Here is a 15,291-nt window from a genome sequence, read left to right as displayed (position 1 = left end):
ATGACTTTTGACTAATGGTATAATACTAATAAATGAAAGACTAAGAAAAGCAGGTGAATTTTTTTTGTTTACAAAAGCACAAGAACTTTTAGCTTCCTATTTTGGCTACTCGTCATTCCGTAGAGGGCAGGATGAAACAATTAAAAATATATTGGATGGAAAAGATACCGTTTGTATTATGCCAACAGGCGGTGGTAAATCTATATGTTACCAAATTCCAGCACTCGTATTAGAGGGCACAACATTAGTTATTTCTCCGCTTATTTCACTGATGAAAGATCAGGTTGATACTTTAACGCAAAATGGAATTCCCGCTACATATATTAATAGCTCTATTTCAATCACTGAAGCCAATCAACGCATTCAACTAGCAAAACAAGGGCATTATAAATTGTTATATATTGCGCCGGAGCGTCTTGATTCTATTGATTTTGTTGATCAACTAATTGATATGAAAATCCCGTTACTGGCAATTGATGAGGCACACTGTATTTCACAGTGGGGGCATGATTTTCGCCCAAGTTATTTACATATTCAGCGTGTACTTGATTATCTTCCAACGCAGCCAATCGTACTCGCATTGACGGCAACGGCAACGCCGCAAGTACGACAAGATATTTGCAGTACTTTAGGAATAGCAGAACATAATACGATTATGACGACTTTTGAACGAGAAAATTTATCGTTTTCCGTTGTAAAAGGACAAGACCGTGATGACTTTTTGTCAGGATATATTCGTCAAAATAAAAAAGAAGCGGGTATTATTTATGCAGCGACACGTAAAGTTGTCGATCAACTTTATGAAAAACTAAATAAAGAAGACGTTTCTGTAGCACGTTATCATGCTGGTATGAATGATAACGATCGTAATGAACAGCAAGAACGTTTTTTACGAGATGAAGTAAATGTAATGATTGCAACATCTGCATTTGGAATGGGAATTGATAAATCTAATATTCGATACGTGATTCATTATCAACTTCCGAAAAACATGGAAAGTTACTATCAAGAAGCTGGACGTGCTGGACGTGATGGCTTAGATAGTGAATGTATCCTACTTTATTCTCCGCAAGACGTGCAAGTACAGCGATATTTAATTGACCAGTCAACAGGAGCTTCTCGATTTTCTAATGAACTAGAGAAACTGCAACATATGACAGATTACTGCCATACAGAAAATTGTTTGCAATCATTTATTTTACAATATTTTGGCGAAGAACCAAAACAAGATTGCAGTCGCTGCGGCAATTGTACAGACGATCGAAATAGTGTCGATGTTACAAAAGAAGCACAAATGGTACTATCATGCATGATTCGAACAAATCAACGTTTCGGTAAGCAAATGATTGCGCAAGTATTAACAGGGTCAAAAAATAAAAAGGTAATTGAATTTAATTTTCATACGTTACCGACGTATGGATTGCTATCAAATCAAAGCGTGAAAGAAGTTAGTGAGTTCATTGAGTTTTTAATCTCTGAGGAGCTCATTGCAGTTGAGCATGGGACGTATCCGACATTAAAAGTAACAGCAAAAGGGAAAGAGGTTCTAGTTGGTAACCAGTCTATTTTCCAAAAAGAAAGAGTAGAAACAAAGAAAATTGTAAAAGATCATCCACTATTTGAAGAATTGCGTCATGTGCGTAAAGAAATTGCACAAGGAGAAGGAGTGCCACCGTTTGTTATTTTCTCTGATCAAACATTGCAAGATATGTGCACAAAACTGCCAAAAACACTAGAAGAAATGCTACAGGTAAAAGGTATAGGTGAGCATAAACTGGAGAAATACGGTAATATATTTTTACAAGTTATCGTAAACTTTCTTGAACAGAATCCTGATATAGATACGATGATTACGACAGAAATTGTAACAGAACGAAAGCAATCGAAAAAGGCAATGAAAAATTCTCATCATGCTACATATGAAATGTATAAACAGGGAGATACACTTTCTCATATCGCTGAAGTACGCGAACTGTCCATGCAAACTGTAGAAAATCATTTAATTCGTTGTTTTGATGAAGGGATGGAAATAGATTGGCCAAGCTTTGTTCCGAAAGAATATGAATCTATGATTGCATCCGCAGTAGAGCGAGCTGAAGGTGGATTAAAAGCTATTAAAGAACAGCTTCCTGATAATATTAGTTATTTTATGATTCGTGCTTATTTACAAATGAACAAATAACAGAGTGATAGCGAGGGATGAGAATATGCATTATGTTTTTGTATATGGAACGCTGCGAAAAAATGAAGCAAACGCTCATTTTTTACAAGATTCCATATGTATTGCAAACGAATCTTGGACATACGGTTCATTATTTGATACGAATGAAGGGTATCCAGCGATGATTCATTCAAAGGATAAGAAAGTATATGGGGAAGTATATAGAGTAACAGATGCTGTATTAAGAGATTTGGATAAATTAGAGGAATATACAGGGGACTCTGAACAAGATCTATACAACCGAATTACACAAGCTATCTATATAAACGAAAAGATATTAGAAGCTTATGTATATATAGCACAAAAGCAAGATATACTGCAGCATCAGATTGTAGAAGGTGATTGGGTATCCTATCGTAAATTATTATATAAGGATAGATAATGGAAGGAGAGGGAGAACCCTCTCCTTTTTTCATAAATACATACAGAAAGATAGAGGAAGCATGCCAATGATTTAATCAGAACAACTAAAAAAAACAAATGCCTTCACCAGAATGGATTAAACAGTTAGTGTAGTTATTTTATAATTCGTGCTTATATACAGAACAAATGATAATTTGTATGAAGTCATTTCGCTTTACATGATATGAATGATTCGTATAGAATATAATCGATCTTTATTTCATGTCACTTCTAATTTATCCAGATTTTTAATACGCTAATGAATGAGAGAGGTTTGAAAGGGGCGTAAGGTATGAATAAACTAATATTTAAACAATTTGCGATGACAAGAAGTTATTTTATTAAAAACGTAGAATCACTTTCGAAGGAAATAGTAAATGTGCAGCCAGACGGTTTTAACAATACGATCCAATGGCATATTGGCCATGTATTAACGGTTACTGAACAGTTTATGCTCGGCTTTCCACATAAAACGACGCATCTTCCTGCAAATTATATCGAATTATTTGGAAACGGTACAAAGCCAGCTGATTGGAAGGGAGATGTACCTACCGTAGATAAACTCATTGTTGAGTTGAAAGATCAATTAGTTCGTCTTCAACAAATTCCTGCTGAACAGTTAAATGAAACGCTGGAAAAACCATTTATGGGACTTGGAACCTTTGGAGAATTAGCCGGCCTTACATTAATGCATGAAGCAAATCATTTGGGGCAAATTCAAGCGATGAAGCGCATTATTGAACACGCGGGAATAAAGAACTAACAAAATCAAAAAAATAATTTGATGACTTTCAAAAGGAGTTATTCTCAGATGAGATAGCTCCTTTTGATTTTGCAAAAGCACTTATAGGATTCTTTTTGATTTAGACAATTTTTTAATTGAATTTTACGTTAAACCAAAAATACCGTGAGAAGAAGGAGTTGAATGACTATGATTCAAGCGAAACAACTCAATTTTATTGTTGAAATCATGAAAAATTTTAAACATCCGTGGTTTATTGCAGGGGGATGGGCTATTGATTTAGGAATAGGAGTAGTAACGAGAACACATGAAGACATAGATATTTGTATTTTTAGAGAACATGCTGAAGAAGTCTTTACATATTTCTCTGATTGGGACATTTATGTAGCAATTCCGGGAGAGGGACGAGTCGATCCATGTTTAAACTTAGAAGATATAGCTCTTCCAAGATATGGTTTACATCTATACAAAGAACAAGATTTCATCGAGATATTATTAACAGATAAGGAAAATGACAAAGTTTTATTTCGAAAAAATAAAAATATATGGATGGATTATAAGCACTTTGTTCATGAAGATGCACTTGGACGTAAATTTATTGCCCCTGAATGGCAGCTGCTATTTAAAGCAAAAGAGGACAGAATAAAAGATGAACAAGATGTTAAGGCATATATACCATATATGAATGAACAACAAAAGTTATGGTTAACGAGTGCGCTAAAAGAACAATTTCCTTCGTTAGCATGGATTAAAGAGTTAATATAGGTTTTTCTTAGGAAATTTCCTCTAAACACTTGACTTACAGGCTTCATTTTTAATAGAATTAATCTTCGACTGAAAATTTCAACGAATAGGAGGGAATTACGAACATGAAGGAAATATTTGAACTAGAGTTAGAGAAATTAAATAACACGCTTTCGCAAATTAATCAGCAATTGCATAAGCTAGAGAGTATTCCAGTTTATCATGGAGAAAACTTTACAGAACAAGTGCTTGAAACTATGCGAGAATCTAGCCGGCAAAGACTTCGAATCGCCAGTCAGGAACCTTATTTTGGACGCTTAGATTTTCAAGAAGAAGGAGAGCTGCAGCAAAAACCTGTCTATATTGGTAAAGTTGGTGCTTCTGATGAAGAAACGCAGCAACCAATCGTCGTTGATTGGCGAGCGCCTGTTGCAAGTATGTTTTATTCATTTACTGGAGGAGAGGATGTAGCTTTTTATGATTCTCCAGAAGGAATCGTTGAAGGGATCGTTCACTTAAAACGCAACATTGCTATTCGGAAGCAAACATTAGAACGAGTTGTAGATACATATGTCAGAGGAAGTGATGATCTATCACTAGCAGATGATTTTCTTCTCTATCGCTTAGGAGAAAATAAAGATAATAAATTAAAAGATATTGTTTCAACGATTCAATCAGAACAAAACGAAATTATTCGTGCGGAAAAAAATGTTCCCCTCATTATTCAAGGTGTTGCAGGTAGTGGGAAAACAACAATTGCCTTGCATCGTCTTGCTTTTTTAATTTATCAATATCGTGAGCAGCTTCGCGCTGAGAAAATGATAGTTTTTGCACCTAACAGCATATTCCTTGATTATATATCCAGCGTATTACCAGAGCTTGGTGTTGGTGATATTCATCAAACTACATTTCAAGATTGGGCATTACATACTTTAGAAAATAGCGTTTCTGTACAGAGCACTGATAAACAATTACAACAAGCATTCTCTATTCATAAGGACAAAGATGAGATAGCGGCTGGTAAATTAAAAGGATCCATGGAGTTTCAAGTGTTTATCAATCAGAGTCTGTGCAACTACGAAAAAAATATCGTGCTAACGAAAGATTTTGAGCCTTGGGACTATTCAGTTTTACAAGGAGAGGTAATTCAACAGTGGTTTGAAACAGAATATAAACACTATCCGATAGGAAATCGAAGAGATCGAATTGTCGCTCGTATGAAGCGGTGGATTGAGATGGAACTCAAGATGATTTCGGACACAAATAAAAAGAAGCAACTAAAAAAACAAGCAACGCAAAGGCTTAATAGCTATTTAAAATTTTGGCCGAAGATGACTGCGCTATCCTTTTACAGTATGTTAATGAAACAAGAAGATATTTTAAACGTATTACCAACTGAACTTGTACAAGAAACGGCAAAAAACTGTCGAAAAAAAGAGGTTGCACTAGAAGATTTAGCGCCGCTCATCTATATTCATCACTATTTAGAGGGGATAAAAACTGGGCAAAAATTTCATCATGTTGTGATTGATGAAGCGCAAGATTTTTCCCCGTTTCAGCTTTCCATCTTAAAAGAAATAACACTTGGAAACTCCTTTACTATTTTAGGTGATTTATCACAAGCTATTCATGAATATCAAGGTATTCACGATTGGCAACAGTTTCAAGAAGTATTTAATCAAAATACCCAGTATTTCGAATTAACGAGAAGTTACCGCTCAACAAAGGAAATTATTCACTTTGCAAATGAGGTCATTAAAAATGCCAATATTCCAGTAGGGCTTGCCAATCCTGTTTTTCGCAGCGGCGAAAGTGTAAAAATTATCTCGACAAATAATCAATTTCAATCTGTTTTAACTACAGTGAAGACCATGCAAGAACAACATGTAAAAACGATTGCTATCATTGGACGAACTGAGGAAGAGTGCCGTGAGATATACGGAAAACTCACAGAAGCTGGTATTTCTACAAATATAATAGAAGCCAATCAAAGTAAATATGAAGGCGGTATTTCAGTCGTTCCTGTCTATTTAGCAAAAGGATTAGAATTCGACGCAGTACTACTTATCGATGTAGATCAGGCTCACTATAAACAAACAAAACAAGATGCTAAATTGCTGTATGTCGGATGTACTCGCTCTCTACATGACTTACGGATTTTTTATTCAGGGACATGTTCACCTTTAATTCAACAAATTCCAAGAGAATTGTATGAAGAAAGGATAGATGTTTAATCAAACTAGAACAGAAATTAAAAAGATGTAGCGCAAAAAAGTACTTTATACTAGTACCTTTATGGCTACATCTATTTGTTCTGAGATATTAATTTTTTCACACCATTACTTTTACCAATAACAACTATTTGAGCCATGTTAATGAATAATCCTGTCTCAACCACACCTGTTAATGTTTTCAAAAATTGATGTGTTTCAATTGGATTTGTTATGAAATCAGGAAAAGCACAATCTACAATAAAATTTCCATTGTCTGTTATGTAAGGTTGATTATTTTGAAGACGTAAAGTAGTTGTACAGCCTAATAATGTGCGGATTCTCTTTGCTGTATGCTCTGCTGCAAAAGGAACAACTTCAACAGGCAATGGAAATTCCCCTAAACGGGACACTAATTTAGATTCATCTGCTACGATAATAAGCTGTTTTGATGCAGTTGCGACTAACTTTTCGCGAAGAAGTGCACCGCCGCCGCCTTTTGTTAATTGTAAATCATCACTTATTTCATCCGCTCCATCAATAGTTAAATCAAGTTCATCTACTTCAGATAAAGACACTAAAGGAATTTGTAGCTCTTTCGCAAGTTGTTCTGTTTGTTTAGAAGTAGGTACACCACGAATTGCTAAACCTTCTCTTACAAGTTCTCCTAATTTTTGTATTGTCCAATACACAGTTGAACCCGTACCAAGTCCAATTGTCATACCTTCTTTTATGAAATCAACAGCGTATTCACCAGCTAAGCGCTTTGTATGCAATATAGTACCTCCTTATCGTACAATTATTCAGCTGGCCTTGGTCCCGCATCCATTCCGGAAGTCTCGACTGTTAAAACAGGGCGTACTGTCATATCTGCATTCACATACACTTGACACGATAAACGTAAGTAATCTTCTACACCTTTTTCCGCAAATGCACGCTTTTCAACCCGGTTAGGTTCACAAAAATCACCATCTAATATTTCTACTCGGCAAGTTGTGCATTTTGCTTTTCCACCGCAGCGGTGAAGAATACTTACACCGTTATCTTCCAACGCTAATACTAATTTTGTTCCGACTTCCACTTCAAAAGTTCCTGTTCCTGGAACGGTTATTTTTGGCATTTTATCTCCTCCTTATATAAAATGTTAATAACATAATTATCACCTTGCCATGTATAAGGTAAACATAAGACTATATAACGTTTCATTAGTGAAAAAATTACTTTGAAAAATTCGTAGATGCCGTAACTTTTTTCTTTGTTAAATCGTTTATTAAGTAAGCGCGCTTAAAAGGAGTGATCACTTTGAATACAAAGAGAAAGATGATTTCACAATCCGATTCGGATATTCAACAATCAAATAAATCTGTTATTGTTAAACATTATGCGGAACTAAAGCGTTATTGTACATTTTTAACACAAAGCACATGGGACGGAGAAGATCTTGCGCAAGAAACGATATGTAAAGTATTGAAGAAATATACAAATGCGGAATGTAACCAAAGTATTTGTTTAACGTTGTTATACAAAGTGGCTCGTAATCAATGGTTGGATCAAATGCGAACAAAAGCACATGAAAGAGAAAATGATCAAGAAGCTTCTTATGAACCACATGCAAACGTTGCTGAATTATACGCTTTAATCGAAACAATGCTATCTTGTTTAAATGAAATGCAAATTGTCATTTTTTTATTAAAGGATGTGTTTGACTACAGCTTAGCTGATATCGGGGCCATTACTTCTATGTCAGAAGGGGCCGTAAAAGCTTCCTTGTTTCGAACACGTAATAAATTAAAAATGATAAAAGAAGAGGAAGGTTTTGTATCTTCAAAAGATATGGAAGAAGAAATTGAAATACTTGTAAAAGCAATTCGGCAACAAACACCAGAACTATTGGTAAACCTTATACCAACACTGAAATTTTCAAGAATCTCGCTACAACAACCATTAATTTTATTACATCAAAAATCTTCTTACAACTGTTTCTCATGTGCTGCTTAAACTAAAATGCTGGAGGGATTTTTTATGAATACAATTCCTTATGTTATAGAGCAAACGAAACTTGGAGAACGTTCGTATGATATTTATTCCAGATTATTAAAGGATAGAATCATTATGATTGGTCAAGAAATTAATGAACAAGTCGCCAGCAGTGTTGTTGCGCAGTTGTTATTTCTCGCAGCAGAAGATGCAGAAAAAGACATATCTATTTATATAAACAGTCCTGGCGGTTCTACTTCTGCTGGTTTTGCGATTTTAGATACGATGAATTATATTAAACCGGATGTACAAACCATTTGTATCGGTTTAGCCGCTTCATTCGGAGCGTTATTGCTGCTGGCAGGAGCAGAAGGGAAACGCTTCGCTTTACCAAATAGCGAAATTATGATTCATCAGCCACTTGGCGGAACGCAAGGGCAAGCAACTGAAATTGAAATTTCTGCAAGGCGGATTTTGAAGTTAAAAGAACATATTAATCAAATTATTGCTGATAAAACAGGGCAGCCAGTTGAGAAAGTAGCAAGGGATACAGAACGAGATTATTTTATGAGCGCAGAAGAGGCAAAAACTTACGGTATTGTAGACGGAATTATTGGTTAATACTGAAAAGGGGTTGTTTGAACATTATCGTTCAATAACCTCTTTTTAGATTGAATTTTCTCAATTAATGGAATAAAATGAAAATATTATATATTCTTCAGTATTAATATATAAAATACATATTATTTAAGGAGCTTATAATGCAAAGGAAAAGATTAAGAGATTTAGATATTAATATCGGAAAATTGAAACCAGGAACATTTAATGCAATTACCGATGTAGAAGGCGTAATCGTCGGTCACAAAACAATTTTACACACAGATGTTTGTTCAGGACTTACTGTTATTCTACCTAACAACGGAAATCTAGCTGGGTCGCATTTTCCAGCAGGATTCTTTTCTTTTAATGGAACTGGAGAATTTACTGGAAGCCATTGGATTGATGAAACAGGTACTTTAGTAACTCCTATTGTTTTTACCGGCAGTCATTTACTCGGTTTAGCGCATCATTTTCTTTCGCGTGCTACAAGAAGAATTGAAAATTTAGAACCTTTTTCAAATGGAACAGTGGCAGAGACTTGGGATGGTTGGTTAAGTGATTTAGAAAAAACCTCCATGACATATGAAGATTTAGAAGAAGCGATTATACATGCCAAATCTGGTGTAGTTGAAGAAGGAAATGTTGGTGGCGGTACAGGAATGATCTGTTTTGAATTTAAAGGCGGAATCGGTACCGCTTCCCGAATTGTTGAGTGCGAATCAGGTACTTATACAGTTGGAGCTCTTGTACAAACTAATTTTGGTAGAAGAGAAGATCTTATTATTAATCATAAACCTGTTGGAAGCATATTAAATGAAATGGAAGTACCATTACCATGGGGGACTCCAGAAAATGCAGGCTCACTTCTCGTTACATTAGCAACGGATGCTCCATTATTGCCTTCACAATGTGAAAGAATATCAAAAAGAGCATCGCTAGCAATGGCTAGGTTAGGAGCCATTGGAGAAGAAGGTAGTGGAGATTTTTTCCTGACTTTTTCAACTGGGAATTGCTATTCTTATGATAATGAAAAAGCTTATCCTGTCGATATGTTTCCATCAGAACAGCTAGATTTTATTTTTGAAGCGGCAATTGAATCTGTTCAAGAAGCAATTATTAATTCTATGTGTATGGCAGAAACCATAACAGGACAAAAACAAAGACAAGTGCACGCATTGCCGTTAGATAAGTTAGTACAAATTTTAAAATAACGAATTCTATGTATGTTTCCTCATAATCAAAACAGTTTTATTTGTAAGAAACACGAAAGGTACATATACACCAGGTAGTGTAATTTGATAGAAAGAACTTGTTAAGAAGGGGATTAACATGAAAATAGAAATAGTTTTTGAAGAATTTCCAATTTTAGAATCTATGAATCTAGTATTAAAGAAAATTGAAGATGTTCATTTACAGGACGTATATGCAATCTACAATAACGATAAAGTGTTTGAATACTGCGGAATTATACCGAAACATAATATGAAGACGGTAAGTAAGATGATTCAACACTTTGAGAGGGACTATATTAAACAGAGTAGAATTAAATGGGGGATTTTTCGAAAGAATGAAAGTGATACATTAGTTGGAATCATTGAAGCAATGGATTTTAATCGAAAGGTCAATATGGTTACAATCGGATACTTTTTAGCAGAAAAGTATTGGGGAAAAGATATTGCACCTGAAGCGGTTCATGCAATCGTAAAATTTTTATTTGAAGACGTTCATATAAATAGAATTCAAGCTGAAGTTATGCCGGCAAATGAGATATCAAAGAAAGTGCTTTTAAAGAATGGATTTATAAAAGAAGGTTTATTAAGACAGGCTACATTATGGTCCGGAAAGGGAGTCGTCGATTTAGAAATATATAGTATTCTTCAAGAAGATTATAAATGATATAGACAAAATTACATTCACTTAGTTTATGCTTTTCTTAGAGAAGTAACAACCTTCATTTAAGTTTTTTACGATAATAAAGTGAAACCTCCATCAGTGGGGGTCATACTGCCCGTTAATGCGGGATAAACCTCTATCAATCATTTTTCGCCTATCATTGCATTGCTAGCAAATTAGAGAAACGGAAAACCTCCAAAACGAAAAAAAAATTAATTCTCATAATTAAATTTTTTGTTTTGAGGTATCTCTTTTTTTGCTAGCTTTATTTTGCTGGCGGCTACCTCTTGTATGAAAAAACAATCATCATTTATTCCTAACGTTCGTAATAAAATAGTAGAAGGACATTCATGTTAATGGGAGGAAAAGGAATGCACCATAACGACCGGAAAAGGAAATGGAACAACTTTTCCAAGACAATTCCGTACTCTCTTTTAGATGTAAAAAATGAATTAAAGAAAAAAAGTGAAAAAAAGCAACTTTTCGTTAAAACATGGAAATTAACAAAAGAAGAGACAATGTTAATTCACCAAATTAAAGAGCAAACAAGACAACACAACAAAAATAATGTGACGCGAACACATGCTTATTATCGTTTTTACCTCCAATACCCAGAAATACACTGGGCGTTGCTTGGACATATGGTATCGCGTAATGGTGGTTGGAATATGACAGATTTAAAAGGGGAGTTATATACAAGGCTATTGTCAGAAAAGGATCAAGTCACCTTCTTTTCTTTTTTAGAACGAGGCAACTGGTTAATCTTCCAGGATGTATATCCGCAATTTTTATTGTACGAACAAAGTGTGAAAAGATCCGAAAGACTGTTTCATCTTCTGCCTTATTTCCATGTATCAACGTTTATGGAAACGATATGGAACCATTTTTGGAGCACAGGTGACCGCTATACGTTAGCTATTGCCACCGTTATTAATGAACAAAGCTATTTAGAAAAAAGAGTTATTCAAAATGAACGTTTTAAAAAGACTGTACTGAATAGTATTGGATTCAAACTGTATGATTTTTTCCGCTTTAATCATATCCTTTTTCCATTCTATAAAGATGAGACTAAACAAAAAATATTGCTTTTCGGCGATACAATGAAACATTTCACCTCCCTGCATGAGCGGATTTTACTCGGAAAACGATTATACTCACTACTGTTTCGACATGAGAACGTTTTACAAAGAGTAGTAAATTGGGCTCATGATCATCCTCATACTGGTTCACGAAAAGACTACTGGCCGCATTTATTTTATGATGTAAATGAATCATTCTCTCGTGCATTTTATGAACGTCGAATAAAGAACTGCCAATTAAGAAAAGGTGCAAATCGTTTATATAGCCCGCGACTAATATACGCATGGAAAGATCTTCATCATGAAGAAGCGGAAAGTGAAGACTGGTTTGAAGACTGGCGCATCATGGACTATTTAATCGATAAGGGAGAAATGGCAGATGGGAAGATTTATAATGAATACTGCAAAACGCTTGAAAAAATTGAATTTGCCATTCTGGTCAAAAAAAATGTCTTGCTCCGAGAAGAAGAAGGGGAGGAATAACTCTCAGGCTTTTGTAGCCACTATCATTTTCTCTAGTTTGATCGGAACATATTTAGACCTACTGTTTGTCAGTAAACAAATGTATGCCTTTCCAACAAGACCATTCCCACATATATTTACAATCAATGTCGTGTTTACATTATTGATATTACCAGTATTTACCATGTTCTTTTTACAGATTGCAAGAATGTTACCTTCATTTTTAAAAATCCTATTTATCACTTTGATTGGACTTTGTATGAGTATTTCCGAACGGTTTGCGGAGCAGTTAGGATGGTTCACTCATAGCGAAGCATGGCATCATTCTTATTCTTTTTTCGGATACACAATATTCATGATTCTTATATGGAAGTTTTATCGTTGGTTTCAATAACAGGAAATTGTGTTAAAGAGATCTAAAAAATAAACAAAAAGATTGTTCGAAATCCTGTATTGGAATTTAAATAGGGTTTATTAAAAAACTATCCGTTCAATGAAGGGAATGGATGATGTTATTAAGTTAACGAGTGCTAATTGAGCAACCATATTTATTTCCAATAACACGCGTTATGTTGATATTACATGTATAATGGATACATAAAAAAACGCTGACTTTTTATCATCAGCGTTTTTTTTATATAAGAGGTTTTTGAATTAAAGTAGCAAATTCTATTTCATGGACATGCCCGTCGTCTAATGTAGTAGTTCCTTTAACATAGTGTACATGTTTTCCGTCGCCAACTGGGATGGCAGGACCTGTTTCTATTGCAACCTTATGATGATGATCAAAAAAGTCAGTATTAACCATTATTATATGTACATGACTATCTCCTTTTGGAATTACTTCACTTGTAAATCCAGCAAAACGATGATTATGCCTGTCGTTTCCTTCTTCTGCCAGTTTAGTACTAGCAACAAATTCATGTACATGTGTCTGAACCGTATCTGGTGCTTTTCCTGCAGATACTATAGCTGGTTCTGTTACGTTTTCATTATTCGTTTTTGTGCTAGATATATTTTCCGTTCTAGGTATATTCTCCGTCCTAGATGTATTTTCCGTTCTCTGTTTCCCCCTACCTGAAAATTCTCTATTCATAAAGATAATGCCTCCCTTTATATAAGGTTATGGTACATTTTATTATAATTAGTAAGAATATATGTTAAGAAAATCCCTTCAAATTTTATTCTGAAGGGATTTTCTTAACATGTTAGATAAATTGACTACCGATGACATTCGTGTAACGGTATTATGAATCATAGCGGAAGAAAAGGAATAAAATACAGTGTAAAAGTCTGTTGTTTTTCTAAAATTTGTTTTAGTATAAATAAGGGCACCAAAAAATAGAAAGAGGTGTCAAAATGTATGGAATAATAAATTATGAGGTATTTTTAATTACAGGAATTCTTTTAAATCTAATTCCTGGTACAGACACAATGTATATAGTGGGAAGAAGTATTTCACAAGGCAGAAAAGCAGGTGTTTATTCTGTTTTTGGTATTATCACTGGCTCTCTCGTTCATACCTTGTTAGTTGCTTTTGGATTATCCATCATACTTACAAAATCTATTATCTTGTTTAATGCTATTAAAATCATTGGTGTTATCTACTTAGTATATTTAGGAGTTAGAATGATTATTGATAAAACGAATATAAATTTTCATTCTACTGCAACTAGTAAACTGAACGTTAGAAAGATATATGTACAGGGACTTTTGACAAGTCTTACGAATCCAAAAGTTGCTTTATTTTTCATTGCATTTCTCCCGCAATTTATAGATACAAAAGCTTCTAGCCCTATACCTTTTATTATTTTAGGACTTACTTTTACAATCACTGGATTATTGTGGTGTCTATTTATTGCTTATTTTTCTTCCTATGTTACAAAAAAACTAAGAGGAAACGAAAAGGTAGGAACTGTTCTGAACAAAATAACAGGAATCATTTTTATCGGTATGGGGCTGAAGTTACTTCAAGCAAAAGCTCCTCAATAAGCAAACAAAAGCCCCCTTTTAGAAAAGTTATATAAAAGTTTAATTGGATATAAAAAGCCTCTTTAGAAAAATCTTAAAGAGGCTTTTCTTTTGAAAGTATTGTATCTAAAAATCTACTTTATTACGTTCTGTAAGTATTATAAATCGCACATCTAATCTAATATTTTATATCCCAACTTGATCTATAAGATTTTGAATTTGTTCTTTTGGAGTATTTGTACATATACCTCCGTGATAACAAATTACTGATTCAATATCTAAATCTAAATATTTCTCCAGAGAAGAAAGAGCCTTATTCATATCTAATGTTGTTTTCTCGACAGGTCCTTGTAAAGAACCATTTACACATATCATAGCATCACCGGCAACAAGAGTTTTGCTTTTCTTTAAATAAAGGCTAATATGCCCAGGGGTATGTCCAGGTGTATAAATTATTTGAATCCCTCCACAATAGGGAAGTTCTTGTCCATCTTTTAAAGTCTGATCTACTTTCGATTTAGGAGGATTCATATACAAGAATTGCATTTCCTTAGGAAGAGATGCCCACGCTTCTTTGCTCATACGTTCAGGATCTGTTTTCATAAGTGGGAATATTCCTTCGATATATGGCTTATCAAGTTCATGCGCATACACATCGATTTGATGAGTAACTGCTTGTAATATTTCAGGAAGGCTTCCAATGTGATCTAAATCTTGGTGTGTTACAATGACCGCTTTTAATTTTTCAAAAGGAACCCCCACATCATTCATAGCAGTACGGATTTGATCTAACTGTCCAGGCATACCAGTATCGATCAAAACAGCTGTTTCTTCGTCCCACATAAGTGTAGGATGCAAAACGAAACCTTGTATTTTTAATTCAAGCATTGATACTCCATTTGAAATCTTCATGGATTGAATCCCCCTTAATAGGTGTGTTTGGATTATTATTAACTCCTACATATATTATTTATCACACCCAAAAAACCT

The 15,291-nt window shown here is 34.4% G+C and carries 16 protein-coding genes; 12 read left to right on the top strand and 4 right to left on the bottom strand.

Annotated features, from left to right (window positions below):
* The first annotated feature begins 64 nt into the window (after positions 1 to 64).
* From recQ to NKR74_RS11610, 5 genes are all read left to right on the top strand, one after another.
* Positions 65 to 2,182, top strand: coding sequence for a DNA helicase RecQ (gene recQ / locus NKR74_RS11630; protein WP_253629648.1), 2,118 nt, complete (start codon positions 65 to 67; stop codon positions 2,180 to 2,182).
* 25 nt (positions 2,183 to 2,207) lie between these two features.
* Positions 2,208 to 2,603 carry a gamma-glutamylcyclotransferase family protein gene (locus tag NKR74_RS11625; protein ID WP_098310328.1) on the top strand — a complete coding sequence of 132 codons (396 nt, stop codon included), beginning with the start codon at positions 2,208 to 2,210 and terminating at the stop codon, positions 2,601 to 2,603.
* A 312-nt stretch (positions 2,604 to 2,915) separates the two neighbouring features.
* Positions 2,916 to 3,386 carry a DinB family protein gene (locus tag NKR74_RS11620; protein ID WP_253629647.1) on the top strand — a complete coding sequence of 157 codons (471 nt, stop codon included), beginning with the start codon at positions 2,916 to 2,918 and terminating at the stop codon, positions 3,384 to 3,386.
* Between the two features lie 162 nt (positions 3,387 to 3,548).
* Positions 3,549 to 4,130: a nucleotidyltransferase domain-containing protein gene (locus tag NKR74_RS11615; protein WP_253629646.1), complete on the top strand. Its 582-nt coding sequence runs from the start codon at positions 3,549 to 3,551 to the stop codon at positions 4,128 to 4,130.
* Between the two features lie 104 nt (positions 4,131 to 4,234).
* Positions 4,235 to 6,343, top strand: coding sequence for a HelD family protein (locus NKR74_RS11610; RefSeq protein ID WP_253629645.1), 2,109 nt, complete (start codon positions 4,235 to 4,237; stop codon positions 6,341 to 6,343).
* A 71-nt stretch (positions 6,344 to 6,414) separates the two neighbouring features.
* Here the strand turns inward: NKR74_RS11610 and rpiA are convergent, their stop codons facing one another.
* Both rpiA and NKR74_RS11600 read right to left on the bottom strand, forming a co-directional pair.
* A complete protein-coding gene (gene rpiA, locus NKR74_RS11605; RefSeq protein WP_253629644.1) occupies positions 6,415 to 7,095 on the bottom strand; it encodes a ribose 5-phosphate isomerase A in 681 nt (226 codons plus the stop codon).
* Between the two features lie 23 nt (positions 7,096 to 7,118).
* On the bottom strand, positions 7,119 to 7,439 hold the full coding sequence (locus tag NKR74_RS11600; RefSeq protein ID WP_253629643.1) for a 2Fe-2S iron-sulfur cluster-binding protein: 321 nt from the start codon (positions 7,437 to 7,439) through the stop codon (positions 7,119 to 7,121).
* A gap of 182 nt (positions 7,440 to 7,621) precedes the next feature.
* Between NKR74_RS11600 and NKR74_RS11595 the strand changes: the two genes are divergently transcribed.
* The 6 genes from NKR74_RS11595 to NKR74_RS11570 all read left to right on the top strand — a co-directional run bounded on the left by NKR74_RS11595 (position 7,622) and on the right by NKR74_RS11570 (position 12,724).
* Positions 7,622 to 8,317 carry an RNA polymerase subunit sigma-70 gene (locus NKR74_RS11595; protein ID WP_375337664.1) on the top strand — a complete coding sequence of 232 codons (696 nt, stop codon included), beginning with the start codon at positions 7,622 to 7,624 and terminating at the stop codon, positions 8,315 to 8,317.
* A 9-nt stretch (positions 8,318 to 8,326) separates the two neighbouring features.
* Entirely contained in the window at positions 8,327 to 8,917 is a 591-nt protein-coding gene (gene clpP / locus NKR74_RS11590; protein ID WP_098310351.1) for an ATP-dependent Clp endopeptidase proteolytic subunit ClpP, read from the top strand.
* Positions 8,918 to 9,057: 140 nt separating this feature from the next.
* Positions 9,058 to 10,107: a P1 family peptidase gene (locus tag NKR74_RS11585; protein WP_253629642.1), complete on the top strand. Its 1,050-nt coding sequence runs from the start codon at positions 9,058 to 9,060 to the stop codon at positions 10,105 to 10,107.
* 118 nt (positions 10,108 to 10,225) lie between these two features.
* Positions 10,226 to 10,792 carry a GNAT family N-acetyltransferase gene (locus NKR74_RS11580; RefSeq protein WP_098310321.1) on the top strand — a complete coding sequence of 189 codons (567 nt, stop codon included), beginning with the start codon at positions 10,226 to 10,228 and terminating at the stop codon, positions 10,790 to 10,792.
* Between the two features lie 368 nt (positions 10,793 to 11,160).
* Positions 11,161 to 12,351 (top strand): DUF2515 domain-containing protein, encoded by a 1,191-nt coding sequence (locus NKR74_RS11575; RefSeq protein WP_253629641.1) that lies wholly within the window; start codon positions 11,161 to 11,163, stop codon positions 12,349 to 12,351.
* Positions 12,248 to 12,724, top strand: coding sequence for a CBO0543 family protein (locus NKR74_RS11570; protein ID WP_375337663.1), 477 nt, complete (start codon positions 12,248 to 12,250; stop codon positions 12,722 to 12,724). Before NKR74_RS11575 ends, NKR74_RS11570 begins: the two co-directional genes overlap by 104 nt.
* Before the next feature lie 240 nt (positions 12,725 to 12,964).
* Here the strand turns inward: NKR74_RS11570 and NKR74_RS11565 are convergent, their stop codons facing one another.
* On the bottom strand, positions 12,965 to 13,300 hold the full coding sequence (locus tag NKR74_RS11565; protein WP_253631136.1) for a YmaF family protein: 336 nt from the start codon (positions 13,298 to 13,300) through the stop codon (positions 12,965 to 12,967).
* A 389-nt stretch (positions 13,301 to 13,689) separates the two neighbouring features.
* On the opposite strand from NKR74_RS11565, the gene NKR74_RS11560 reads away from it, so the two are divergent.
* Positions 13,690 to 14,322, top strand: a complete 633-nt coding sequence (locus NKR74_RS11560; RefSeq protein ID WP_253629640.1) for a LysE family translocator — start codon at positions 13,690 to 13,692, stop codon at positions 14,320 to 14,322.
* A gap of 165 nt (positions 14,323 to 14,487) precedes the next feature.
* Here the strand turns inward: NKR74_RS11560 and NKR74_RS11555 are convergent, their stop codons facing one another.
* Positions 14,488 to 15,213 carry an MBL fold metallo-hydrolase gene (locus tag NKR74_RS11555; protein ID WP_253629639.1) on the bottom strand — a complete coding sequence of 242 codons (726 nt, stop codon included), beginning with the start codon at positions 15,211 to 15,213 and terminating at the stop codon, positions 14,488 to 14,490.
* Between the last annotated feature and the right edge of the window lie 78 nt (positions 15,214 to 15,291).

It is taken from the genome of Bacillus sp. 3103sda1, from assembly GCF_024159135.1.
Classification (GTDB): domain Bacteria; phylum Bacillota; class Bacilli; order Bacillales; family Bacillaceae_G; genus Bacillus_A; species Bacillus_A rhizoplanae.
Note: the sequence above shows the minus strand (reverse complement) of the source record. Positions and strands in the feature narration are given on the sequence as shown.

Coding starts and splice junctions, on each gene's coding strand:
- NKR74_RS11585 (WP_253629642.1), top strand. CDS start 9,058: ATGCAAAGGAAAAGATTAAGAGATTTAGATATTAATATCGGAAAATTG.
- NKR74_RS11570 (WP_375337663.1), top strand. CDS start 12,248: ATGGGAAGATTTATAATGAATACTGCAAAACGCTTGAAAAAATTGAAT.
- NKR74_RS11575 (WP_253629641.1), top strand. CDS start 11,161: ATGCACCATAACGACCGGAAAAGGAAATGGAACAACTTTTCCAAGACA.
- NKR74_RS11625 (WP_098310328.1), top strand. CDS start 2,208: ATGCATTATGTTTTTGTATATGGAACGCTGCGAAAAAATGAAGCAAAC.
- NKR74_RS11600 (WP_253629643.1), bottom strand. CDS start 7,439: ATGCCAAAAATAACCGTTCCAGGAACAGGAACTTTTGAAGTGGAAGTC.
- NKR74_RS11610 (WP_253629645.1), top strand. CDS start 4,235: ATGAAGGAAATATTTGAACTAGAGTTAGAGAAATTAAATAACACGCTT.
- NKR74_RS11580 (WP_098310321.1), top strand. CDS start 10,226: ATGAAAATAGAAATAGTTTTTGAAGAATTTCCAATTTTAGAATCTATG.
- NKR74_RS11560 (WP_253629640.1), top strand. CDS start 13,690: ATGTATGGAATAATAAATTATGAGGTATTTTTAATTACAGGAATTCTT.
- NKR74_RS11615 (WP_253629646.1), top strand. CDS start 3,549: ATGACTATGATTCAAGCGAAACAACTCAATTTTATTGTTGAAATCATG.
- NKR74_RS11620 (WP_253629647.1), top strand. CDS start 2,916: ATGAATAAACTAATATTTAAACAATTTGCGATGACAAGAAGTTATTTT.
- NKR74_RS11555 (WP_253629639.1), bottom strand. CDS start 15,213: ATGAAGATTTCAAATGGAGTATCAATGCTTGAATTAAAAATACAAGGT.